Annotated in this window: 23 protein-coding genes, 1 other RNA gene and 2 pseudogenes; 3 read left to right on the top strand and 23 right to left on the bottom strand. The window is 64.2% G+C overall.

From position 1 onward, the window contains the following. Positions 1-29: 29 nt before the first annotated feature. The 7 genes from RT662_RS02540 to RT662_RS02510 all read right to left on the bottom strand — a co-directional run bounded on the left by RT662_RS02540 (position 30) and on the right by RT662_RS02510 (position 6,268). The gene (locus RT662_RS02540) at positions 30-863 is read right to left on the bottom strand and encodes a cytochrome c oxidase subunit 3 (protein WP_022679342.1); all 834 of its coding nucleotides are present in this window, start codon (positions 861-863) and stop codon (positions 30-32) included. Between the two features lie 3 nt (positions 864-866). Beyond that, entirely contained in the window at positions 867-1,529 is a 663-nt protein-coding gene (locus RT662_RS02535) for a cytochrome c oxidase assembly protein (protein ID WP_313668897.1), read from the bottom strand. Next, on the bottom strand, positions 1,526-1,705 hold the full coding sequence (locus tag RT662_RS02530) for a hypothetical protein (RefSeq protein ID WP_313668895.1): 180 nt from the start codon (positions 1,703-1,705) through the stop codon (positions 1,526-1,528). The genes RT662_RS02535 and RT662_RS02530 overlap by 4 nt, the downstream gene beginning before the upstream one ends. Further along, a complete protein-coding gene (locus RT662_RS02525) occupies positions 1,702-2,628 on the bottom strand; it encodes a heme o synthase (RefSeq protein ID WP_313668894.1) in 927 nt (308 codons plus the stop codon). The genes RT662_RS02530 and RT662_RS02525 overlap by 4 nt, the downstream gene beginning before the upstream one ends. Positions 2,629-2,676: 48 nt before the next feature. Next, positions 2,677-4,314: a cytochrome c oxidase subunit I gene (gene ctaD, locus RT662_RS02520; protein WP_313668892.1), complete on the bottom strand. Its 1,638-nt coding sequence runs from the start codon at positions 4,312-4,314 to the stop codon at positions 2,677-2,679. Positions 4,315-4,337: 23 nt separating this feature from the next. Further along, entirely contained in the window at positions 4,338-5,309 is a 972-nt protein-coding gene (gene coxB, locus RT662_RS02515; protein WP_313668891.1) for a cytochrome c oxidase subunit II, read from the bottom strand. A 137-nt stretch (positions 5,310-5,446) separates the two neighbouring features. Beyond that, complete coding sequence (locus tag RT662_RS02510) at positions 5,447-6,268, bottom strand: crotonase/enoyl-CoA hydratase family protein (protein ID WP_313668890.1); 822 nt, start codon at positions 6,266-6,268, stop codon at positions 5,447-5,449. A 28-nt stretch (positions 6,269-6,296) separates the two neighbouring features. On the opposite strand from RT662_RS02510, the gene RT662_RS02505 reads away from it, so the two are divergent. Further along, positions 6,297-6,818 carry a 2Fe-2S iron-sulfur cluster-binding protein gene (locus RT662_RS02505; protein ID WP_313668888.1) on the top strand — a complete coding sequence of 174 codons (522 nt, stop codon included), beginning with the start codon at positions 6,297-6,299 and terminating at the stop codon, positions 6,816-6,818. On the opposite strand, the gene RT662_RS02500 is transcribed toward RT662_RS02505, so the two are convergent. The 10 genes and pseudogenes from RT662_RS02500 to RT662_RS02455 all read right to left on the bottom strand — a co-directional run bounded on the left by RT662_RS02500 (position 6,815) and on the right by RT662_RS02455 (position 14,550). Further along, positions 6,815-7,354, bottom strand: coding sequence for a DsrE family protein (locus RT662_RS02500; RefSeq protein ID WP_313668886.1), 540 nt, complete (start codon positions 7,352-7,354; stop codon positions 6,815-6,817). The genes RT662_RS02505 and RT662_RS02500 overlap by 4 nt on opposite strands. A gap of 11 nt (positions 7,355-7,365) precedes the next feature. Then, positions 7,366-7,641, bottom strand: a pseudogene (locus RT662_RS16210) (DsrE family protein); the annotation flags it as partial. 257 nt (positions 7,642-7,898) lie between these two features. Then, positions 7,899-8,852: a nitronate monooxygenase gene (locus tag RT662_RS02490; RefSeq protein WP_313668883.1), complete on the bottom strand. Its 954-nt coding sequence runs from the start codon at positions 8,850-8,852 to the stop codon at positions 7,899-7,901. A gap of 4 nt (positions 8,853-8,856) precedes the next feature. Next, positions 8,857-9,144 (bottom strand): DUF1330 domain-containing protein, encoded by a 288-nt coding sequence (locus tag RT662_RS02485; RefSeq protein ID WP_313668881.1) that lies wholly within the window; start codon positions 9,142-9,144, stop codon positions 8,857-8,859. 53 nt (positions 9,145-9,197) lie between these two features. Beyond that, on the bottom strand, positions 9,198-10,637 hold the full coding sequence (locus RT662_RS02480; protein ID WP_313668879.1) for an aldehyde dehydrogenase family protein: 1,440 nt from the start codon (positions 10,635-10,637) through the stop codon (positions 9,198-9,200). 80 nt (positions 10,638-10,717) lie between these two features. Beyond that, positions 10,718-11,989, bottom strand: a complete 1,272-nt coding sequence (locus tag RT662_RS02475) for an amidohydrolase (protein ID WP_313668877.1) — start codon at positions 11,987-11,989, stop codon at positions 10,718-10,720. Between the two features lie 11 nt (positions 11,990-12,000). Further along, the gene (locus tag RT662_RS02470) at positions 12,001-12,780 is read right to left on the bottom strand and encodes a sulfite exporter TauE/SafE family protein (protein WP_313668917.1); all 780 of its coding nucleotides are present in this window, start codon (positions 12,778-12,780) and stop codon (positions 12,001-12,003) included. Between the two features lie 2 nt (positions 12,781-12,782). Then, positions 12,783-13,415 (bottom strand): DUF4893 domain-containing protein, encoded by a 633-nt coding sequence (locus RT662_RS02465; protein WP_313668875.1) that lies wholly within the window; start codon positions 13,413-13,415, stop codon positions 12,783-12,785. Then, a complete protein-coding gene (gene gmk, locus RT662_RS02460) occupies positions 13,415-14,020 on the bottom strand; it encodes a guanylate kinase (protein ID WP_313668916.1) in 606 nt (201 codons plus the stop codon). The genes RT662_RS02465 and gmk overlap by 1 nt, the downstream gene beginning before the upstream one ends. 53 nt (positions 14,021-14,073) lie before the next feature. Then, positions 14,074-14,550, bottom strand: a complete 477-nt coding sequence (locus RT662_RS02455) for a ClpXP protease specificity-enhancing factor SspB (RefSeq protein WP_313668874.1) — start codon at positions 14,548-14,550, stop codon at positions 14,074-14,076. Between the two features lie 219 nt (positions 14,551-14,769). Between RT662_RS02455 and RT662_RS02450 the strand changes: the two genes are divergently transcribed. After that, the gene (locus RT662_RS02450) at positions 14,770-15,264 is read left to right on the top strand and encodes a DUF3833 family protein (RefSeq protein ID WP_313668872.1); all 495 of its coding nucleotides are present in this window, start codon (positions 14,770-14,772) and stop codon (positions 15,262-15,264) included. 102 nt (positions 15,265-15,366) lie between these two features. Here RT662_RS02450 and ssrA read toward each other — a convergent pair. The 6 genes and pseudogenes from ssrA to RT662_RS02420 form a co-directional block, all read right to left on the bottom strand. Then, positions 15,367-15,713, bottom strand: a transfer-messenger RNA (tmRNA) gene (ssrA, locus tag RT662_RS02445). Further along, positions 15,713-18,853, bottom strand: coding sequence for a CusA/CzcA family heavy metal efflux RND transporter (locus tag RT662_RS02440; RefSeq protein ID WP_313668871.1), 3,141 nt, complete (start codon positions 18,851-18,853; stop codon positions 15,713-15,715). Before RT662_RS02440 ends, ssrA begins: the two co-directional genes overlap by 1 nt. Then, a complete protein-coding gene (locus tag RT662_RS02435; RefSeq protein WP_313668869.1) occupies positions 18,850-20,061 on the bottom strand; it encodes a TolC family protein in 1,212 nt (403 codons plus the stop codon). The genes RT662_RS02440 and RT662_RS02435 overlap by 4 nt, the downstream gene beginning before the upstream one ends. 80 nt (positions 20,062-20,141) lie before the next feature. Next, positions 20,142-21,320, bottom strand: a complete 1,179-nt coding sequence (locus tag RT662_RS02430) for a glycosyltransferase family 1 protein (protein ID WP_313668867.1) — start codon at positions 21,318-21,320, stop codon at positions 20,142-20,144. A 166-nt stretch (positions 21,321-21,486) separates the two neighbouring features. After that, positions 21,487-21,585: pseudogene (locus RT662_RS16205) on the bottom strand (PEPxxWA-CTERM sorting domain-containing protein); the annotation flags it as partial. Positions 21,586-21,824: 239 nt separating this feature from the next. Continuing rightward, positions 21,825-22,582, bottom strand: a protein-coding gene (locus RT662_RS02420) for an IS5 family transposase (protein WP_313668863.1) whose coding sequence is annotated in 2 segments (ribosomal slippage) — positions 21,825-22,261 and positions 22,261-22,582 — 759 coding nt in all. Because the reading frame shifts where the segments join, the coding sequence is not laid out codon by codon here. Between the two features lie 25 nt (positions 22,583-22,607). On the opposite strand from RT662_RS02420, the gene RT662_RS02415 reads away from it, so the two are divergent. Continuing rightward, positions 22,608-23,051, top strand: a complete 444-nt coding sequence (locus RT662_RS02415; RefSeq protein ID WP_313668915.1) for a GNAT family N-acetyltransferase — start codon at positions 22,608-22,610, stop codon at positions 23,049-23,051. Positions 23,052-23,231: the final 180 nt, after the last annotated feature.

Below are 23,231 nucleotides of genomic sequence, written 5' to 3'. Positions count from 1 at the left end.
GAATGGGTGTGGGCCCGATTGTTGGCGTTTCAGCCAAACGCGTGGGGGGCCACAGCCGCGCCGAAGTTCGAACCCCACACATAGATGGCGATGAACAGGAACAGCCACACCACGTCCACGAAGTGCCAGTACCAGGCTGCCGCTTCGAAACCGAAGTGCTGACGCGAGGTGAAATCACCCTTGTAGGTGCGAGCGAGGCACACCATCAGGAAGATGGTGCCCACGATGACATGGAAGCCGTGGAAGCCGGTCGCCATGTAGAAAGCGGCGCCATAAATGCTGTCGGCCATGCCATATTCGGCGTGATAATATTCGTAAGCCTGCACGCAGGTGAAGATCAGGCCGAGCGCGATCGTCACCCACAGGCCCTGCTTCAGGCCCTTGCGATCATCGTGGATCAGCGCGTGGTGTGCCCAGGTAACGCTGGTGCCCGACAGCAGCAGGATCAGCGTGTTGAGCAGTGGGAACACGAACGGATCGAGCAGTTCAATGCCCTTGGGCGGCCACACGCCTTCAATGCCTTCGTGCATCGACGGATAGAGGGCGGCATTAAAATAGGCCCAGAACCAGGCGACGAAGAACATCACTTCCGACGCGATGAACAGGATCATGCCGTAACGGTGGTGCAGCTGCACGACCGGCGTGTGATCGCCGGTGTTGGCTTCGTGGACAACATCCTTCCACCACAGGAAGAACATGGCAGCGACAGCCGCGAGGCCGGCAAAGAAGGCGGGCATGCCCCAACCGGTCTTGTGCATCCAGCCGATGGCGCCGGCGGCGAGGATCAGCACCGCCATCGACATCATCAGCGGCCGCGATGACGGATTGAGAATATGATAACTGTGGGTCTTGGCTCCGGCCATGGCTCAGCCCCTGTCCTTCAAACTGTTACGATTTGTCGCAGCGCTTAGCCTGACCCGAGGTTGCTTGTCCAGCGCCGCATCCGCGGCGGGGGGCTTGTCCAGAGCGGCAACCGCAGTTGCCGGTTTGTCCACCGGGTAGAAGGTGTAGCTCAGCGTGATTTCGTCGATCTTCTTCGCCACTGGATCATCCATGATGGCGGGATCGATATAATAGGAAACCGGCATGTCCACCGTTTCGCCGGCCTTAAGCGTCTGCTCGGTGAAGCAGAAGCAGTCGATCTTGATGAAATAGCGCCCCGCCACGTCGGGGGAGACGTTGTAGACGGCGCGGCCGGTGATGGCTGTGCTGCCAGTATTGCTGGCGGTGTAGAAGGCCAGGCGCTTCTCCCCGATCGGAATGCTGACCTCGTTGGCCTTGGGCTTGAACCGCCACGCCAGACCCGGCGCCAGATTCGAGTCGAATCGCACCTTGATGGTGCGGCCGGCAACAGCTTGCATCTGATCCGCGGTCGGCGCGGCGGCGGCAACCTGCGTAGTGCCGCCAAAACCGGTGACCTGGCAGAACAGTCGATAAAGCGGCACCGACGCATAGGCGAGGCCGATCATGCTGACAGCCATCAAACCGGCCATGAAGCCGACGCGGCGGTTGGCAGCAGCGGTGCTCATGATGCAGCTGCCGTTGTGGGCGCCGACACCTGCCCGCTCATCCGCACCACGGTGATGCCGAAGAACAGCGCCACCATGGCGAACAGCAAGATACCGATGGCCCGGTTGCGGGAGGCGCGGCGCGCCATGAAGGCGGCGCGCTCGTCAGCGGTCCAGTTGGCAGGATCGATGTTCATGGCAGCAGCAGCACATCGGCAACCAGGGCGCCGAACAGGCAGGCCAGATAGAGCAGGCTGAACTTGAACAGCTTTTTCTCCGCCGCCATGTCAGCCGCCAGCGTGGCGCTGCTGCGATAGACGTTCCATGCCATCGCCATGAAGATCACGCCCAGCGTGATCGCCGTGCCGCCATAGGCCCAATCGGTGAGTCCAAGCAGCGGCGGCGCGATGGTGACTGGCACCAGCAACGCCGAATAGGCGAGGATCTGGCGGCGCGTTTCCTTCAGCCCATGGGTAACCGGCAGCATCGGCACACCGGCCTTGGCGTAATCGGCCTCCATGAACAGGGCCAGCGCCCAGAAGTGCGGCGGCGTCCACAGGAAGATGATGGCAAACAGGATCCAGGCCAGCATGGGGGTTTCACCGGCAACGGCGGCCCAGCCGCAGATCACCGGGAAGGCACCGGCGGCACCGCCGATGACGATATTCTGCGGCGTGCGGCGCTTCAGCCAGACAGTGTAGACGACAACATAAAACAGGATTGAAACCGCCAGCCAGGCCGCGGCCACCCAATTGAGGGCGAGGCCCATGATGGCCACCGAGCCGGTGCCGAGGATGACGCCAAAGGCCAGTGCCTCGGGCTTCTGCAGCTTGCCGGCTGGCAGCGGCCGCTTGGCGGTGCGCTTCATCAGTGCATCGATATCGGCTTCATACCATTGGTTGAGCGCGCCGGCGGCACCGGCGGCGACCGCGATGCACAGGATGCCGGTGAAGGCCAGGAACGGGTGCAGGCTGCCGGGCGCGGCCACCATGGCGCAGGCTGCGGTGAAGATGACCAGGGTCATCACCCGCGGCTTGAGCAGCGCGAAATAATCGCGCCAGTCCGCCAGCAGGGGTGTTGGCACCCCGGTGGCGGGCTGGGCAGTTGCGGTGTTGTTCATGACGACTGGCCTGAAGGGGGGCAGGTCACCCTGCCCCCGGATCGCCGGTTACTTGATGACCGGCAGGGTTTCGAACTGGTGGAACGGCGGCGGGCTGGACAGGGTCCATTCCAGCGTGGTGGCGCCTTCGCCCCAGTAATTGTCTTCGACCTTGCGGCTGGAGAAGAACGACACCAGCAGGTTCAGGAAGAAGAACAGCATCCCGACGCCCATGATAGCATAGCCGTAGGAAGCGATCTGGTTCCAGTAGGCATACATGTCCGGATAATCGGCGATGCGGCGCGGCATGCCGTCCATGCCCAGGAAGTGCATCGGGAAGAACAGGATGTTCACGCCGATGAAGAACACCCAGAAGTGCAGCTTGCCGAGCGTCTCGTTGTACTGCTTGCCGAACATCTTGCCGAACCAATAATACCAGGCGGCGAAGATGGCGAACACGGCGCCCAGCGACAGCACGTAGTGGAAGTGCGCCACGACATAGTAGGTGTCGTGGAAATAGGTATCCACGCCGGCGTTGGAGAGCAGCACGCCGGTAACGCCGCCCACGGTGAACATGAAGATGAAACCGATCGCCCACAGCATCGGCGTGTCGAAGCGGATGGAACCGCCCCACATCGTCGCGATCCAACTGAAGATCTTGATGCCGGTGGGCACCGCGATGATCATCGTGGCGGCGGTGAAATACATCTTGGTGTTCACGTCGAGGCCAACGGTGAACATGTGGTGCGCCCACACGACAAAGCCGATGAAGCCGATGGCGACCATGGCATAGGCCATGCCGAGATAGCCAAAGACCGGCTTCTTGCTGAAGGTGGACACAACCTGGCTGACGATGCCGAAGCCCGGCAGGATGAGGATGTAGACTTCGGGGTGGCCGAAGAACCAGAACAGGTGCTGATAGAGCACCGGATCACCACCGCCATCAGCCGAGAAGAAGTGGGTGCCGAAGTTGCGATCGGTCAGCAGCATGGTGATTGCACCCGCCAGAACCGGCAGCGACAGCAGCAGCAGGAAGGCGGTCACCAGCACCGACCAGACGAACAGCGGCATCTTGTGCAGGGTCATGCCCGGCGCGCGCATGTTGAAGATGGTGGTGATGAAGTTGACCGCACCGAGGATCGACGAAGCGCCAGCGATGTGCAGCGACAGGATCGCCATGTCCACGGCCGGGCCGGGGTGGCCGGACGTCGACAGCGGCGGATAGACCGTCCAGCCGGTACCGGCGCCATTGGCACCTGCGGGGCCCTCAACGAACATCGAGCCGCACAGCAGCAGGAACGACGGCACCAGCAGCCAGAACGACACGTTGTTCATGCGCGGGAACGCCATGTCCGGCGCGCCGATCATGATCGGCACGAACCAGTTACCAAAGCCGCCGATCATTGCGGGCATGACGGTGAAGAACACCATGATCAGACCGTGGGCGGTGATGAACACGTTCCACAGATGATTGGCCTGATCGACATTGCCCTGGGTCATGAAGGTGAGCCACTGGATGCCCGGCTCTGCCAGTTCGAGACGCATGATGCCCGAGATCGCGCCGCCGATGGTGCCGGCGATGATCGCGAAGATCAGGTAAAGCGTTCCGATATCCTTGTGGTTGGTCGAAAAGAGCCAGCGCTGAATGAAGCCAGGCTTGTGATCATGATCGTGGTCATGAGCACCGGCGGTTGCGGCGTGAGCCATGATACGGGTCCTCTTCTCGAATCTTACTGGGCAGCCGGAGCCGCCGCAGCCGCATCAGCGACGGGGGCAGCAGCATCGGCAGCGGGAACGGTTGCGGGAGCAGCTTCAGCAGGAGCGGCTTCGGCCGCTTTCGGCTCAATGCCGTTTTCCTTCTGCTTGGCGGCAACCCAGGCATCGAACTGCGCCTTCGGCAGCACTTCGATGGCAATCGGCATGTAGGCATGCTTGGTGCCGCACAGCTCGCTGCACTGGCCGAAATACACGCCCGGGCGATCGGTCTTGAACCACGTTTCGTTGATGCGGCCCGGAACGGCGTCCATCTTCAGATAGAAGGCCGGGATGGCAAAGCTGTGGATCACGTCGGCAGCGGTGGTGAGGATCTTCACCGTGGCACCGACCGGCACCACCACGCGGTTATCGACATCGAGCAACTTGGGCGTGCCCCGCTTGGCGGCTTCTTCGTTGGTGAGCATCACCGAATCAAAGGTGAAACCGCCCTGATCGGGATATTCATATTCCCAATACCACTGGTGGCCGATGGCCTTGATGGTGATATCGGCCTTGGGCGGATCATATTGATTGGCCAGCAGGCGGAAGCTGGGGAAGGCGATGACCACAAGGATCAGCGCCGGCACCACCGTCCAGATCACTTCGATCACGGTGTTGTGGCTGTTCTTCGACGGCACCGGGTTGGCGGCGGCGCGATAACGGAACATCGTCCACGCCAGCAGCACCAGCACGAACACGGCGACGGCGAACATCACCGGGTTGAGCACGTTGTACACCATGTTGCTGGCTTCAACGGCGATATCGGTAACTGGCGTTTGCAGATCCCAGCCGCCCGTGGGCTGGCCGATACCTGGCGTGGCGGCCTGCAGGGCCGGCACGGCAGCGGGCACCTCTGTGGTGGCGACCGGCGGCACCGGGGCGGCCGCAACGGCTTCCTGTGCAAAACTGCGAGCCGAAGCGCCCATCGCCCCGGCGGAAAGGATCATCGATATAATGCGGCGCATACTGCCCCTGGCCTGAAATGGGCGGACTCAGCCGCCAAAAGATGATTTTCCTATGCCGCGCTGCAGCGCAACAGGCAAGCAGAAACCCGGGTCATAAGCGCACAGGTCCAGCCAAATTGTCAGGCTTTCAGGTTTGCATAGGTGGCAGATTGCCGCGTCATTTGCGCTTTCACGGCTTCCTTCATGTCCTCACCCTGCAGCATGCCGGCATTCCAGACCGCAACATATTCAAGGCCATCGGCAACGCTGTGATCGCGGCCATAGTTGAGCACCTGCTTGATGCCGGTGATCGCCAGCGGGGATTTGGCGCAAATCTCGCGCGCCATCACTTCGGCGGCGGCCAGCGCGGCGGCCTGCGTATCTTCCACCTTGTTGACGAAACCATGCTTCAGCGCCTCGGCCGCCGGGAACTTGCGGCCGGTGTAGGCCAGTTCGCGGATCAGCCCCTGCGGCAGCAGGTGCGGGATGCGCTGCAGCGTGCCGACATCGGCGACAATGCCCACATTGATTTCCTGGATGGTGAAATAGGCATCCGACGAGCAGATGCGGATATCGCAGGCCGTCACCAGATCAACGCCGCCGCCGATGCAGCCGCCCTGGGTCACCACGATGACCGGCACCCGGCAATTGTCGATGACGTTGAAGCTTTCCTGCAGCTCCTTCACATGGCGGCGGAAGGCTTCGCGCTGGCGACCGAGATCGCCGCCCGTGCTGGCCGCCGCATTTTGCCCGGCCCAGTTCAGATCGAGGCCCGCGGTGAAATGCTTGCCGGTGGAAGCCAGGATAACGCAGCGCACCGCCATGTCGTGCTCGATGGCGCGGAACACCTGCACCATTTCGGGCCAGAAATCGCCGTTCATGGTGTTGAGTTCGGCGGGGCGGCACAGGGTGATGCGGGCAATGCCGTCGTTCACGCTGTAATCGAGGGTCTTCAGTTCCATCGCGGCCTCCCAGAGTCTATGGGAAGGAATGACCAAGTTCACCGTGAACGGCAATCCTGTCGAATTTCTGATGCCGCCCGACACGCCGCTGCTGTGGGCGCTGCGCGATGCGGCGGGTTTGACCGGCACCAAATATGGTTGCGGTGCGGGCCTGTGTGGCGCCTGCACGGTGCATGTGGACGGCAAGGCGACACGCAGCTGCCAGGTGACAATTGCCGATCTGGAAGGCACGTTGGTCACCACCATCGAAGGCCTGTCCGACAATCGCGACCACCCGCTTCAGCAGGCATGGATCGCGGTGCAAGTGCCGCAATGCGGCTATTGCCAATCGGGCATGATCATGGCTGCCGCCGCTCTGTTGAAGGACAAGCCCAACCCGTCGGACGACGACATCAACGCCGCCATCACCAACCTGTGCCGCTGCGGCACCTATCCGCGCATCCGCCGCGCCATCCACATCGCGGCAAACGGCCGGGTCGATTCGGGCATTCCGGGGCCAGAAGTGGACGCCGGCGAAGCCGCTGCCCGCGCGCCGAGCCTGAAGGGTTAAAACGGGTTCAGCGTGTAGCCGCGCTGCTGATAGACAGCGTGGGCGGTGATGGCGGAGAGCGACATCTTCACGCCGGGGATGAGATCAGCCTTCGTGATCTTCTGGCCCATCGCCGTCTGCCCACACAGGTAGAATTCGACGCCGGCGCCAAGCAGCTTCTGCACGGCCGCAAGGCTGCCGTTGGCCTTGCCTTCGTTGCGGGCGGCATAGACTTCGGGTTTGAGCAGGTCCATCGCGCCGGGGCCGTGGACGATCACCACGATCTGCACGTCCTTCTGCGGGACTCCGGCGGCGACATGCATGTTGAGCGTGCGCGCCGCGGTTTCGATCTGCCGGCTCAGCGCGCCGGGCGCAGCCTTTGACGAGACGTCGAAGGCGATCTTGAACTTGGCGCCCTTGGGGAGCGCGAGATCGCTGTCCACCGGCGCGATCGGGCCGACATCGGACAGCACCGGACCGGGGCCGAAGCCTTCACGCGATTGCGCCAAGGCCGGGGCGGCCGTCAACATCAGGAACAGAACGGCGGTGCGCAGCATGGCGAAACCCTTCAGAACGGATTGAGTGTATAGCCCTGCGCCTGCAGGATGGCGTGGGCGCTGCTGGCCGAGATCGACAGTTCGACGCCAGGAAGCAGATCGGCCTTCTTGACACCCATAGCGTTGGCGGCCTGCCCGCACACCAGGAAACGCACGCCCTTGGCCAGCATTTCCTTGACCATGGCTTCGCTGGCGTTGGCGGTGCCGGGATTGCGGGCGGCATAAACCTCGGACTTGGTCAGCTCGGCGATGGCCGGGCCATGCACCACCACGGCCACCGCCACATCGCGCTGGGCAACGCCGTTGGCGACATGGGTGTTGATGAAGCGCGCCGCGGTTTCAAAGCCCGGATTGAGCTTACCGGGCGCCGCCTTGGTGACATCATAAACGTGGCGCAGCACCATGCCCTTGGGGATGGCGACGTCATGTTCCACCGGCGTGTGCTTGCCGAATCCGGCGAACACCGGGCCGCCCTGTGGTTCGGCGGCCAGGGCAGGCCCCTGTGTCACTGCTGCCAGCAGGGCCGCAATCAACAATGCGCGCATCAACCAAGGCTCCTCAGGCTGGCCAGAGTGGCTTGCGCTTCTGCTACCGTGCGGCGCACGATTTCGCCAGCGGGCAGGATCTCATTGATGCCGCCGCCGCCCTGCCCAGCTGCCAGGCACTGGGTTTCGGGGATCACGTCCAGCACACCAGCAATCGGCCCCAACCGGTTCAGCTGGACCGATTCCATTACCTGTGCGGCAAAGGGCTTGGCATTGCGATTGTCGAAATCGCGGTTCGAATCGTTGACGATGGCGCGCAGCGTCTTGCCGGTGAACACCTTCGAAATCACCGTGTCGCTTTCGCTCATGCCCACAATGGCGTCCTTGTATTTCTGGCCGGCATGCGCCTCATGGCTGGCGATGAAGCGAGTGCCCATCCACACGCCCACACAACCAAAGGCCAGCGCCGCGGCGAGCCCGCGCCCATCATAAAGGCCACCGGCCGCCACCACCGGAATATCGACCGCATCCACGCACTGCGGCCACAGCGCAACCGAGGCAACACTGCCGGTGTGGCCGCCGCCTTCGGTGCCCTGCGCGATGATCACGTCGCAGCCGGCTTCGGCGGCTTTCACGGCGTGCTTCACGTTGCCGGCCATGCACATCACGACGATGCCGGCCTGTTTCAGTTCGGTAATGATCGCCACCGGCACGCCCAGGCCGGCGATGAAGGCCTTCGCGCCGCCCTTGATGATCACGTCCACACTGGCCGTGAGCGTTTCGGGCTGGGCGGTAAGCAGATCGACGCCGAACGGTTTGTCGGTCAGGTCTTTCACGCGCGCCATCTGATCGGCGATGAACTTGGGCGGCAGGCCGGCCATGCCCAGTGAACCGAAGCCGCCCGCGTCGCTGACGGCGGCACAGACTTCGGCATAGGAAACGCCGCCCATGCCGGCGAGCAGGACGGGGTGATCGACACCCAGCAGATCACAGATGACGGTGCGCAGAGCCATGGTGTTACAGACCTTCGGTAATGAAGACACGATAATCGGCACCGGCAAAGCGATGCTTCACGGCATCCTGATAGGCGGGGCTGTTGTACCAGGCCTTCGCCGCTGCGGTGTCAGGGAATTCCACGATCACGGCGCCTTCGATCGGTGCGCCTTCCAGTGTTTCGTGGGCACCATAGAAGGCCAGCGGCTTGGCAACGTGCCCGGCAAGAGTCCCGCCGGCCTTGCCGCCATAGGTCGCGAACTCTTCCGGATCGCGCAAGCGTTCACGCGTGAAAACAATATAGGCTGCCATGATAATCCCCCCAGACATCGCTGCCGTGCGCCGCCGGCGCACGGCGTTGACGATTATTCTGCCGCTGTCGCCGCTTCGCCCCAGCCAATGATGGCCTTGGTTTCAAGGAAGTCGGTGAAGGCGTGATCGCCCCACTCGCGGCCGTTGCCCGACTGTTTGTAGCCGCCGAACGGCGCCATCATGTCACCGGGGGCCTGGTTGATGTTGACCTGGCCAGTCCGCAACTGGCGCGCGACCTTACGGGCGTGTTCCGGCTCACCCGAGATATAGCCGGCGAGGCCGTAGACCGTATCATTGGCGATCGCCACGGCCTGTTCCTCGGACTGGTAGGGCAGCATTGCCAGCACCGGGCCAAAGATTTCCTCGCGCGCAATCGTCATATCGTTGCTGACATCGGCAAAGATCGTCGGCTTGACATAATAGCCCTTGTCGAGGCCATCCGGGCGCCCGGTGCCGCCGCTGACCAGCGTCGCGCCTTCGTCGATACCCTTCTGGATCAGCCCCTGGATCTTGGTCCACTGCGTCTCACTGACAACAGGCCCCATCGCGGCATTGCCATCAGGCGAACCGACTGTAGTGGCTTCGGCAGCCGCCTTGGCGATGGCCTTGGCCGCTTCCATCTTGGCGGCCGGGATCAGCATGCGCGTTGGCGCATTGCACGACTGGCCGCTGTTCATCATCACCGACTTGACGCCGCCGGCAACGGCGACCTGCAGATCGGCATCGTCAAGAATGATGTTCGGCGACTTGCCGCCGAGTTCCTGGTGGACACGCTTGACGGTGGGGGCGGCATTGCGGGCAACTTCGATGCCGGCGCGGGTGCTGCCGGTGAAGCTGACCATATCGACTTCGCGGTGCGATGAAAGCGCCGCGCCAACGGTGGGACCGTCGCCGTTGACGAGGTTGAAGACACCGGCCGGCACACCGGCGGCGTGCATGACTTCGGCCCACAGGATCGCCGAGAACGGCGCGATTTCCGACGGCTTGAGCACCATGGTGCAACCGGTGGCGATCGCCGGCACGACCTTGCAGGCGATCTGGTTGATCGGCCAGTTCCACGGCGTGATGAAAGCGCACACGCCGATGGGTTCATGGGTGATGAGCGTGGTGCCGCGCAGCTTTTCGAACTCGTAATTCTTCAGCACCTCGATGCCGGTCATCAGGTGGCCAACGCCGATGGCGGCCTGCGCCTGCATGGCGAGCCAACCCGGCGCGCCCATTTCCTCGGTGATGGCCGCGGCGATTTCGGCAAAACGCTCCTGATATTTCGCCAGGATGTTCTGCAGCAATTCAACGCGGTCGGCGCGGCTGGTTTGTGAATAGCCCGGGAACGCCTTGCGGGCGGCCATGACCGCGCGGTCGGCATCGGCAGCGCTGCCCATCGAGATCACGCCGGCCACGGCTTCGGTCGCCGGGTTGATCACGTCCAGCTGCTTGGGCACCGCCGGATCCACCCATTGGCCGTCGATATAGAATTTGGTGTATTCGCGCATGGTTCAGCCTCCCAGCCGTAATGTTGGAAGGGTTGTAGCACGCCGATGGGGCGATTCGGCGCTTGGCGCTTTTGATAAGGCTATTTCGCCGGCAGCAGCAGCGTGACCGCCGCCGCCATGCTTTCCACGCCCGTCGCGATGGTCGGCGCCGGATCGGGGGCCCAGCCGCTGTTGTGCAGCGACGGGATGGCTGGCCCACCCTTTTGCGCCGCATCCCACTGCGCCTGGCCGACGCCGCCCAACCAGAAGATCACTGACGGCGCCTTGGCTTCCAGCCCGAAATACTGGAAATCCTCCGACGCCATCGACGGATCAAGATCGATCACCCGCGCCTTGCCGAGCTTGGCTTCGAACTGCGTCTTGATGCGGGCGGCCAGCGCCGGATCATTCAGGGTCGGCACGCCATAGCCGGTGTGATTGATCACCGGCATCAGGGTTTCGGGCAGGCCGGCGGCAATCGCCTCGCCGCGCGCCACCCGGGCAATGCCATCGAGCAGGCGCTGCTGCTGCCCCGGATCATAGCTGCGGATGGTCAGCTGCAGTTTCACCTCGTCGGGGATGATGTTGTGCTTGGTGCCGCCGTGGATGCTGCCCACGGTGATCACCGCCGGCTGGAACGGATCGTTCTCGCGGGAAATCAGCGGCTGCAGGCCGGTGACGATGCGAGCGGCCAGCGCCACCGGGTCCTTGGTGCTGGCCGGATAGGCGCCGTGGCCGCCAACGCCCTTCACCACCATGTCCATCGAGGTCGAGATGGACAGCGCCCGCAACTGCGGCACGCTCACCGTGCCGGCCGGGATGCCGCTGCTGTCGTGCAGGGCCAACGCATAATCCGGCTTGGGAAAGCGCGTGAACAGCCCATCGGCAATCATCGCCCGTGCCCCGCCAAGCCCTTCCTCGGCTGGCTGGCCGATCATCACCACGGTACCGCGCCACGCCTTGCGATTTTCCGCCAGCCAGCGCGCCGTGCCCACCCACACGCTCATGTGGATATCGTGACCGCAGGCATGCATCACCGGCGTCATCGGCCCATCGCCATAGCGGCCCATCGCGGTGCTGGCATAGGGCAGCCCGGTGGCTTCCTTCACCGGCAGCCCGTCCATGTCGGCGCGGATCAGCACGGTGGGGCCCTTGCCGTTCTTCAGCACCGCCACAATGCCGGTGCGACCGACCTTTTCGGTCACTTCGAAACCGGCGGCGCGGGCTTCAGCGGCAAGGATGCCAGCAGAGCGCACCTCCTCGAAACTCAGTTCGGGATGGGCGTGAAGATCCTTGTAGAGCGTCACCAGGTCAACCGGCGCCGCAACCGTGGGGGTGGCAAGCAGGGCAGCCGCCAGCACAATCGTCTTCATCTTCATTCCCCTCAAACCAAGGCCGACAAGCCGTCCCACGCCAGCTTGCCGCCAACCAGGATCATCAGTGTGTGCATGATGGCATAGAAACGCGGGCCATCAATACGCCGCACCAGCACGGTGCCGGCCCAGGTGGACGCCAGCGCCGCCGGCATCAGCGCGGCGGCCAGCCACAGATTGGCCGGCGTGAAGGCACCAAGCGCATAATAGGCCGGCACTTTGAGCCAGTTGATCAACGCGAAAAACACGCTGCTGGTGCCGATGAACATGTCACGCGGCAGCTTGCGGGGCAGCACATGCATCTGGAACGGCGGTCCGCCGGCATGGGCGATCTGGCTGGTGAAGCCGGCCGCCGCACCCATGGCCACGCCCTCCCAGGCGCCGCCGAGCCGCGCTGGCACGCCGCAATGTTCGGCACGGATGCGCTGGATGGCAAAGACGATGGCAATCAGGCCAACGGCCGCTTCCACCACCGATACCGACACGAAACGCGCCAGCGCCCAGCCAGCAAAGATGCCCAGGCAAGCGCCCGGCACCATGCGCTTCAGCACGCCATCGTCACGATGCGCGCCAAAGGCCTTCACCGAAAACACGTCCTGCACCAGCAGGATCGGCAGCAGGATGGCCGCGGCCAGCACCGGGCTCATGCCCAGCGCCATGATCGGCACGCCCAGCACCCCCAGGCCGGCAAAGCCGCCCTTGGCAAGGCCCAGAATGGTGACGCCGGCCAGCGCTGCGATCCAGAAGGCCCAGCCCTGCGCGCTGAGCAATTCGGCAATGCCCCACGGCACGATCAGGCGGCGCGCAGTTCGATCAGCACCAATCGTGCCGTCCAGCGCGGCCACGGCAACGCAATGCGCCAATGGCCAGGCCCGATCGCCTGCAACACGCCCAGCTGGTCGCGCTGGCCATCCTCGCCATAGCGCAGCCGGCCCATCTCGCCGGCCAACCGCACTGTGCCCAGAAACACCAGCCGATCCACATCGGGATAAAGCGTGCCCATATATTGCTGCGGCCCCGGCGCCGTTTCAATGCGCAGCACGATGCCATCGGCGCTGAGCCGGCAGGGCGCCCAGGCACTGGCCTGCACCGCCGGGCTGACACGCGGGCTGCCCTGCCGCCAACCGATCTGGATGATACGGCACTGATGATCCCCCGCCGATGGCAGGGCCGGGTTAACGACGATGGCTTCGCCGGCCACCGGGCCAAGCGCGGCCAAGTCGGCGGCGGCGCCGGCTTCGGCCACATCGGCGCGGGCCTGATCCCAGGCTTCCGAAAGGCGTGCCAGCCGGCCGCGATCCTGATCCTTGATCACCGCCTGCCACACATCGGCACGGCGCACGACGGCATAGGGGCGCAGTTCTTCATCCTTGCCGCTGCAGCCGGCCAGAACCAGCAGCGCCAGCAGGGCCAGCGCGCGCCTCATCATTCGCCCAACATACCGCGCACGAATCCGGCCAGGCCCAACTGGCGTTTGCGGCGCAGGCGTTCGGCCTTCAGGATGGCGCGAATTTCATTCAGGCAGGTTTCGGCATCATCGTTGACGAGGATATAATCATACTCGCCCCAATGGCTGATCTCGTCGCGGGCGCGGGCCATGCGATCGGCGATCACTTCGGGATGATCGGTGTTGCGATTCCTGAGCCGGCGCTCCAGCTCGTCCAGATGCGGCGGCAGGATGAACACCCGCACCAGATCGGAGGCCGCATCGGTCTGCTGCAGCTGCTGGGTGCCCTGCCAGTCGATATCGAACAGCACATCCCGCCCATCGGCCAGCGCCGATTCGACCGGCGCGCGCGGTGTGCCATAACGGTTGCCGAACACGGTCGCCCATTCCAGCAGGGCGTTTTCTTCGACCATCGACTGGAACTGATCGTGCGACACGAAATAATAATCCACGCCGTCCACTTCACCGGGGCGTGGGCTGCGCGTTGTGGCCGAAACGCTCATGGTGATGCCGCTGTCTTCGGCCATCAGCGCGCGCGACATGGTGGTCTTGCCGGCACCCGAGGGGGAGGACAACACGAACATCAGGCCGCGCCGGAGTGGACTGCGGGCCGGCGCGCCGGTGCGGGCAAACTGCGTCACTTGCGGCGGAACCGATCAAGGGTAACGACGTTGCTGCCTTCATCCTGAGGTTCGGGCGACGGCGCTTCCGGCGGCGGCTCCTCGGGCGGCGGGCCTTCGCCATCCTTGGGCGGGAATTGCAGGGCAAAATTCACCGCCGGATCCACAAAGCCGACAATGGCATCATAGGGGATCACCAGGCTGGACGGCATCTGGTTGAAGCTGAGCCCGATGGAGAAATGATCATCGGCCACCACCAGATCCCAATAACGGTGCTGGATGACGATGGTCATCTCGTCCGGATAGCGCTCCATCAGATGTTTCGGGATGGAAACACCGGGCGCGCGAGTGCGGAAAGCAATGTAGAAATGATGGCCGCCGGGCAGGCCGCCTTCATCCGAAATGCGCTGCAAGACGCGGCTGACCACACCGCGCAGCGCATCCTGGACGATATCGTCGTAGGGGATCAGGCTGTCGGGCGTGGTGTCGTTCACGAGAACTGAGCCTTGGCTGGAAAATGCGGGTGAAGTGCCGCCATCGATTGGCGCGAGGCGTTGTCTAGGTCAAGGGGGGCCAAGGTCAAGCGATATGCCCGCCGCAATGACGGATGACATCGCCGCAGCCGGGCCGTGCGTATCTTCGCCGTCGTGCGCCGGCACCTGGGGGAGGAAAACATGATGCAACGCGGGACCACGGGGCAAGTGGCCACGGTTATGGTTCTGCTTGCCTGCCTGCCGGGCTGTGTTTCGGCCGGGCGATTGCCGCCGACCCGGACCGATGCACCGGCGCTTGACGCGCTCGCCTTCTTTGCCGGGCAGAGCCGGGGCAAAGGCACGCTGAAGATCGCCCTGCGCCGGCCACGCGCCGTGACGGTGGCCAGCGCCGGGCGGTGGGGAAGCGATGGCGGCCTCATCCTCGATCAGACAGTGATTTTGGCCGGCCAGCCGGCCACGCAGCGGCAATGGCAGTTGCGCCGTGATGGGCCAAGTGGTGTCGCCGGCAGCCTGAGCGATGCTGCCGGGCCGGTGACCGGCCGCATCGAGGGCAATCGCCTGCACCTGCGTTTCACCATGAAGGGCGGCCTGCGCGCCGATCAATGGCTGGCGCTGCAGCCCGGCGGCCAGGTGCTGCACAATGTGATGATCGTGCGCAAATGGGGCCTGCCGCTGGCGCGGCTCGACGAGGTGATCACGCAAACGGAGAAGTGAGGGGGTTCTGTTGCCCGGCCCCCCAGAGTCGCTTGTGGGTCGGGGGGCCGTGATTGTGCAAATTGGTGAGGGGGTTCTGTTGCCCGGCCCCCCTCGGGCCGCTGGAATCCACTTCTGTTGCCCGGTGTGGCCCGAACCGCGCTTTCGGCCAGTGAAACTCAGTCCGTGAGGACCGGGTTACGCTGCGATTGCGAATGCCTCGTTGTCGTTGGCATTTATGGTGTTTTGAACGGTTTTACGGCTCATTCAGGCCGGGCAAAAACATCGTCTTTGAACACACGTCGATTCTGGTTCGGCCCCATACATCGCCCCGACAACGGGTTGGAGAATGGTGGAGCCGCCGGGTACTGCCCCCGGGTCCGCTGCGTCTATTTCACGGCATCATTTATCGCCATATCCGGCAAGCCGGCATCACCCATGTAGGCTGACCGAGGTGATTCCTCAAGGGTCAGCCCTTCACAAAGCGCCGGTACAGCGCCGGCAGCAGCAGCAGGGTGAGCAGGGTTGAGGAGAGGATGCCGCCGATCACCACGGTGGCGAGCGGGCGCTGCACCTCCGCCCCGGCGCCAGTGGCAATCGCCATCGGCAGGAAACCGATGCTGGCCACCAACGCGGTGGAGATGACGGGCCGCAGCCGGTCCATGGCGCCCTCGCGCACCGCATCGTCCCTGGCCATGCCTTCGCCGCGCAGATGGTTGATGTGGTCAACCATCACCAGGCCATTCAACATCGCGATTCCCGACAGCGCGATGAAGCCGATCGCCGCCGTGATGGAAAAGGGCATGGCCCGCACGGCCAGCGCAAACACGCCGCCCGTCACCGCCAGCGGGATGCCGGCAAACACGATCAGCGCCTGGGAGACCGAGCCCAGCGCGCCATAGACCAGCACAAGGATCAGCAGCAGACACGCCGGCACCAGCACCGCCAGCCGGGCCTTGGCTTCCTGCAACTGCTTGAACTGGCCGCCATATTCGATGCGATAGCCTTCGGGCAGCGCCACCGCCTTCGCCATCTCGGCCTTGGCGCGGGCGACATAGCCCTCGATATCGCTGCCCGAAAGATTGACCAGCAGCGCCGCGCGCTTCTGGCCATTGTCACGGCGCACCGGCTCCACCGCCAGCACTTCCTCAAGCCTTGCCACCCGGCCCAACGGCAGCAGCCCGGCCTGCCCGACCCTGAGCGGCAGCGCCCGGATGGTATCGAGATCGGCGCGGCTGGAATCGGGCAGGCGCACCACGATGCCGTGGCGGCGGATGCCTTCCAATATGGCCCCCACTTCCTGCCCCGCCAGCGCGGTGCTGATGGCACGGTTCACCTCGTCCGCCCCCAGGCCCAGCCGCACCAGCGCGTCATGATCAACCCGCACCACCAGGCTGGGGGTGCGGCCATCCACTTCATATTCGGCCTGCGCCGTGCCAGGCAGACGTTTCATCACGTTCAGCACCTGGCCGCCCAATTGTTCCAGCCGGTCATTGTCGTCGCCGAAAATCTTCACCGACAGATCGGCGCGGGTGCCTTCCAGCATTTCGTTGAAACGCATCTCGATCGGCTGGCCGCGCAGGAAGCTCTGATCGGCAAACTGGCGGCGGGCTTCGGCTTCGATGGCATCCTGCAACGCGACCTTGCTCTGCGGGCCATCGGCTGGCCATTCGCTCAGCGGCTTGTAGCTGACATAAAGATCATTCTCGTTCGGCGGCATCGGATCGGTGGCCACCGCCGAGGTGCCGATGCGCGAAAACACGGCGGTGATCTGCGGGAATTGCTTGAGCAGCGATTTTTCCAGCGCGATTTCGAGTTCAAGGCTGCGCTCCAGGCTCATGTCCACCGGCTTGTAGATCATCGTGGTGATCGAGCCTTCGTCCAGCCGCGGCGTGAACTGGGTGCCAAGCCGGGTGAACAGCAGCCCAGCCGCGCCCACCGCCAGCAGCGCCGGCACCAGCGCCAGCAGCGGCCGCGCCAGCGTGGCGGTCAGCACCGGGCGATAGGCGCCTTCCAGCGCCGCCACCAGCCGGGTCGGCTCGGTACTGGCGCCGGCCTTCAGCCAATAGGATGCCAGTGCCGGCACCAGCGTCACACTCACCAGCAGCGCTGCCGACAGCGCCAGCATCACCGTGATCGCCATCGGCCGGAACAATTTGCCTTCCACCCCGCCCAGTGCCAGCACCGGCACATAAACCAGCGTGATGATCGCCACACCAAAGGCCACGGGCCGCGCCACCTGCCCCATGGCTTCGGAAATCACCGCGCGGCGACCGGTGTCGGTGAGAGGATGGCCCAGCCGGGCCTGTTCCGCCCCCAGCCGGCGCAGGGCGTTTTCCACCGCCACAATCGCCCCATCAACGACCAGCCCGAAATCGAGCGCACCCAGGCTCATCAGATTACCGCTGATATCGAGCCGCACCATGCCAATGCTGGCCAGCAGGAAGGCCACCGGAATCACCGCCGCCACGATCAGCGCCGCGCGCCACTGGCCCAGCGCCATGATCAGCACGAACGCCACCAGCAATGCGCCTTCGGAAAGATTGCTGCGCACGGTGGCGACAGTGCGCTCGACAATGTCGGCACGATCATAGCGCACCTTGATCACCATGCCCTTGGGCAAGGCCGCCTGCACCTCGGACAGATGTTCGTCCACCCGCCGGGCGACCTCGCGGCTGTTCTGGCCGGTGAGCATCATGATGGTGCCCATCACGGTCTGCTGGCCGTTCACGGTGGCCGCGCCCGCGCGCAGCATGTGGCCAACGCGCACGGTGGCAAGATCAGCCACGGTCAGCGGCCGCACGCCGCCGGCGAACTTCACCGGCAGCGCGCCGATGGCTTCGGGCTGCATCACCTTGGCGTCGGTGCGCACCACCAGCCGGCGGCCGCTCTGCGAGATGGCGCCGCCGCCGGCATTGTCGGCATAGGCGGCCACCGCCGTGGCGAGTTCGGCTGGCGTCACCCCGGCGGCCGCCAGCTTTGCCAGGTCCGGCTCGATCACATATTGGCGTTCCAGCCCACCGATGCTGTTTACTTCGGCGACGCCGGCGACCTGGCGCAGCATGGGGATGACGACATATTCCTGGGTTTCGGCCAGGGCCATCAGATGTTCGTCGTGGGTGCTGGCCGGTTGCAGGCCAGCGTGATGCGGCTCGGCGTGCGGCGGGTGATCCCATTCAAGCGTGTAATAGAGGATCTCGCCCAGCCCGGTGGTGATCGGTGCCAGTTGCGGCGCCGAACCGGGCGGCAGTGTCGCCATCGCGGTGGCCAGCCGTTCCGTCACCACCTGGCGCGCGCGCATCACATCGGTGCCGTCTTCATACAGCAAGGTCACCTGCGACAGGCCCGAACGGGTGAGCGAGCGGAAGCCAGTCAGACCGGGCTGGCCGCCCATCAGTCGTTCGATCGGCACCGTCACCCGCGTCTCGATCTCTTCGCCGGCGAGGCCCGGCACGGCGGTGTTCACCTGCACCTGCACGCCCGTGACGTCGGGAATGGCGTCAATCGGCAGGGTGACGAGGTGATAAAGGCCGATGGCCGCCGCGATCAGCGCCGCGATCAGCACGCCGCCGCGATGGCGGGCGCTGGCCGAAATCAGGGTGGCGATCACGGCTGTTCGCCGCCCCCGGTGAGGATGCGGATATTCTCGCGCGCTTCCCACAGGCCGGCACGGGTATCGAGGACAGCGCTCATGGCATCGAGCCAGCCGGTCTGCATCTGCACATAGGTGGCCAGCGGGACAGCGCCCAGGCGGTAGGCACGATCCGCTTCGGCGGCCGCCTCGGCAAAGCGCTGCGGCACGTCGCCCGGCCATTTAACCAGCGCGTCAGAACGGGCGCGATAGAGGGCGGCATCGGCATGCAGGCTGGCCAGCAACCGCCGGCGGGTCGCGATCAGTGCCGCCTCGCCTTGGGCGGCGCGCGATTCGGCTGCGGCCACATCGCCTTCCTGCCGGTTCCACAACGGGATCGTGGTCTGCGCGCGCACCCCGGCAATGGTGTCGCGCACATCGCCACGTTCCCGCGTGAGATAGGGCCCGATCGTGATGGCACCCACCCGGCTCTTTTCGGCCAACCGCACCGCCAGCCCCTGCTGGCCCAGTTGCGCCTTCAGGGCAAGCAGTTCGAAATTGCTGCCTTCCAGCCGATCGGCCAGCACCGTCACATCCGGCAACGGCGGCGGTGCCGACGGCGGACGCAGGATGCGCACCCGCGCCGGGAAGGGCTGGCCGCGCAGGCCATTCAGTTCATAGAGCGCGGTGTTGTACGCGGCTTGCGCCTCGGCCGCGATGCGTTCGGCGTTGATGGCAGACGCTTCCAGCACGGCGGCTTCTTGGCGCGGCGCCGGGCCAGCCGGATCGCGCGCCACCAGCACCGCGGCCAGGCTGCGCATGCGGGCCGCCACAGCGGCAGCGGCATCGGCGCGTTCACCGGCGGCAAACAGGCGATAGCCCAGGCTGCGGGCGCGGCCGGCCAGCGTTGCATCAAATTGTGCCAGCCCCAGCCGCGCCAGCGTCACATTGCCTTGCGCGATTGCCTTCCTGAGCGGGATGCGGCCATTGAACTCGATCGGCTGCAGGATCGACACGGCAAAGGCCGGGCCGTCACCCAGACGCTGGCCATTGAGCGGGCTGTCGGTGCGCTTCTCGCCGAAATCGACGCTGATTTCCGGATCCGCCAGCCGGCCAGCCGCCGCGACACCGGTCTGCGCCAGGCTGATCTGGCGGGCAAGATATTGGCGCTCAGGATTGCCGGCGACCACCTCCGCGGCCAGCGCGTCGATGGAAAGCGCAGACTGTGCCGCAGCGGGGACCGCCATTGTGATGGCGGCAAGAAGGCAAATCGCACGGATCATGCCGATCCGCGTAACGCGTTTGCGAAAAAAGAAAACCCGTTATCTTACGGGTGTTTAGTTGCGATTAGGTCGCGATAGCGGCTGAGCACGGCGCCGTTGATGGCGTCCCAGTCAAAAGCCTGTGCGGCGGCCAGACCAGCCTTGCCATGGCCGGCGCGCAGCAGCGGATCGGTGCAGTAACGCTGCAGGGCGTCAGCATAGCCGGTGATATCACCCGGCGTCACCAGCGCGCCGGTGTCGCCATCGGTGACCAGGCATTCGTTGCCGCTGGCCCGCGCCGCCACCACCGGGATGCCGCTGGCCATGGCTTCCAGGTTGATATTGCCAAAGGTTTCGGTGGTCGACGGATTGAGCAGCATGTCCATGCTGGCATAGGCCCGCGCCAGGTTGGTACCATCAAGGAAGCCAGTGAAAATCGCGTCGGGGGCCAGCGCCTCGAAGCGCTCGCGCGCCGGGCCATCGCCCACCACCACCAGCCGGTGCGGCACGCCGCGGCGTTTCAATTCGGCGACTGCGGCCGCAACCGTGTCGAGCCCCTTTTCCAGCACCAGCCGGCCAACGAAGCCGATCACCGGTTCAGCATCGCCCACGCCCAGGCTCCAGCGCCATTCTGGCGAACGACGCTTCGGATTGAAGCGGCCCTTGTCAACGCCCCGGCTCCACACCGCGGGCTCGGTGCGAATAATGCCGGCGTCGCGCATCGTCTCGCCAAAGGCAGCGGTGGTGACGAACACCTCGTCCAGCCCGGTATAGAAACGCCCCAGCATCATTTCCATCAGCGGCCGGGCAAAGCCGAAGCCATAATATTCGAGATAGGTTTCAAAGCGGGTGTGGATGGAAGCCACCACCGGCACACCCAATTGGCGCGCCAGCCGCTTGGCACTGTGGGCAGCGGGATCGGGGGCTGAAAGATGGATGATGTCAGGGCCGAACTCGCGGACGTCGCGCTTCAACCGTTCCGGCAGGCCCAGTGCCACGCGATATTCGCCGCGGCCGGGGATGGAAAAACTCGGCACCGAAACCAGCGTGCCAGCCGGCTCGAACGCGGGGGTATCGCTGGTGGGGGAATAGACGCGCACAGTGCAGCCCTGCCGCTCCAGAAAGGCGACTAGGCGATTGAGCGCCTGGTTGGCGCCATCCCTGACATAATTGTAATTGCCTGAGAACAGCGCGACCTTCAGCGGGCGCGCGGGCGCCGGCTCGGGTTCGACAGGTTCAGGCATACGATAGGCAGTGGCCACGATCTTTTCCCTGATTCCAGTGCTCAATCGCATGCCATTGTGGCCAAGACGGGGCAGAGTGAGGGCAGAGTGGCCGTGACAGGGCCGGAAGCGAAAAGCGCCGCCCGGATGGCCGGACGGCGCCTTTGTTGTTTGCAGTGCGCTCTGTTCAGGCGGCGGTGGCAACCCGGCGGCGGCGGGCCACGGCGCCAACTAGGCCAAAGCCGGCGATCAGCATCGCCCAGCTGGCCGGTTCGGGGACGGCGCCGCCGCTGTTGGTGTAGATCACCTTTTCGTAGTCGGCGCCGAAGCTGATGATATCATTGAAGCGATAGCCGCCGGCACTGTTGATCGTGTGCAGGCACAACCGGCCGCTCCCCGAGGTCGTGTCGCATTGGCTCTTGGACACCGACTGGCCGCCGGGCGCAAAGCCAAACGACCAGTTGTCGGCGTTATACCATTCGGTGCCATTGGCATTGTGGGTCACGTTGCTGTTAGGGTCAGGACTCATAGCCAGAACAGGACGGTTGCGGCGAGAGCGACTGCTGACAGGAAGACGGTCGGGCACCTGTCGTAGCGTGTTGCAACACGCCTCCAGTCTTTGAGGCGACCGAACATGATCTCGATCCTGTTGCGGCTTTTGTATCGTCGTTTGTCGTATTTGACGGGCTTTGTGCGAGATTTTCTGCCCGGGATGCAGTGCGAAATCCCTTTCTCTGCAAGAGCATCGCGGAACCAGTCGGCGTCATAACCCCGGTCGCCCAGTAGCCACTGTGCTTTGGGCAGGCCGTCCAGTAACGCTGCTGCTCCTGTGTAATCGCTGACCTGCCCCGCCGTCATGAAGAAGCTGATCGGGCGGCCCCTCGCATCCGTCACAGCGTGCAGCTTGGTGTTCATGCCGCCTTTCGTGCGCCCGATCAGCCGCCCAGAACCCCCTTTTTTACCCGCAGGCTCGATGCCGTGCGGTGCGCTTTGAGATAGGTCGCATCGATCATGATCGTCTTGCGGTCAGCCCCCTTGGACGCCAGGCCATCCATCATCCGGGTGAACACGCCCTTGTCGCTCCATCGCTTCCAGCGGTTATAGAGCGTCTTTGCCGGACCATATTCTCGCGGCGCATCCCGCCACCGCAAGCCGTTGCGATTGATGAAGATAATGCCGCTCAGCACGCGGCTATCATCGACCCGCGGCCGACCATGGCTCTTGGGAAAGAACGGCTGAAGCCGAGCCATTTGCTCGTCCGTCAGCCAAAAAAGATCGCTCACCATTCAGGCTCCTTGCGGAGCTTGAATCAGATCGCGCAAATCAGATCAATGGGTCCTGACCCTAGCCCATGGCGATCCGCAATCCGTTCAGCGTCACCTTGAGCTCATTGCCCAAGGCACGACATGGGTGGCAGAGGACGGCGATACGATCCTGGGTTTTCTCAGCGGCGAGCGCTTCGGGGCATCGCTCCAAATCTGGGAGCTGTCGGTCCGCTCTGAAGCACAAAAGCAGGGCGTCGGTCGCCAATTGATCGAAACAGCTCAACGTTGGTCTGCGAAGCAGGGCTTGGCGGACATCACTCTGACCACCTTCCGATCCGTTTCGTGGAATGAACTCTTCTACCAATCTTGTGGATTTCGCACGCTCGGACGGACGCAAGTGCCGCCACGACTTGCGGGCCTTCTGGAGAACGAGCGGAAAGCAGGGCTGCCTGTCGAAAGGCGATGCGCAATGGTATGGGAGAGCTGAACACCGACCTTGCCGAAACGTATCCATCCGGCGGGTCTTGCGATTACCCATAAGTATCTGAATCACTTACCAGTCTCGCACGAAAAAACTTGAACCGGATGAATCGGTTGTGATTCATTCACGAGCATCGTGGCGTGTTCGTGAGGTGCGAGATGTCGATTGAAGGCGATAAGCGGATGG

The sequence above is a fragment of the Sandarakinorhabdus sp. genome, assembly GCF_032115815.1.
Taxonomy (GTDB): Bacteria; Pseudomonadota; Alphaproteobacteria; order Sphingomonadales; family Sphingomonadaceae; genus Sandarakinorhabdus.
Note: the sequence above shows the minus strand (reverse complement) of the source record. Positions and strands in the feature narration are given on the sequence as shown.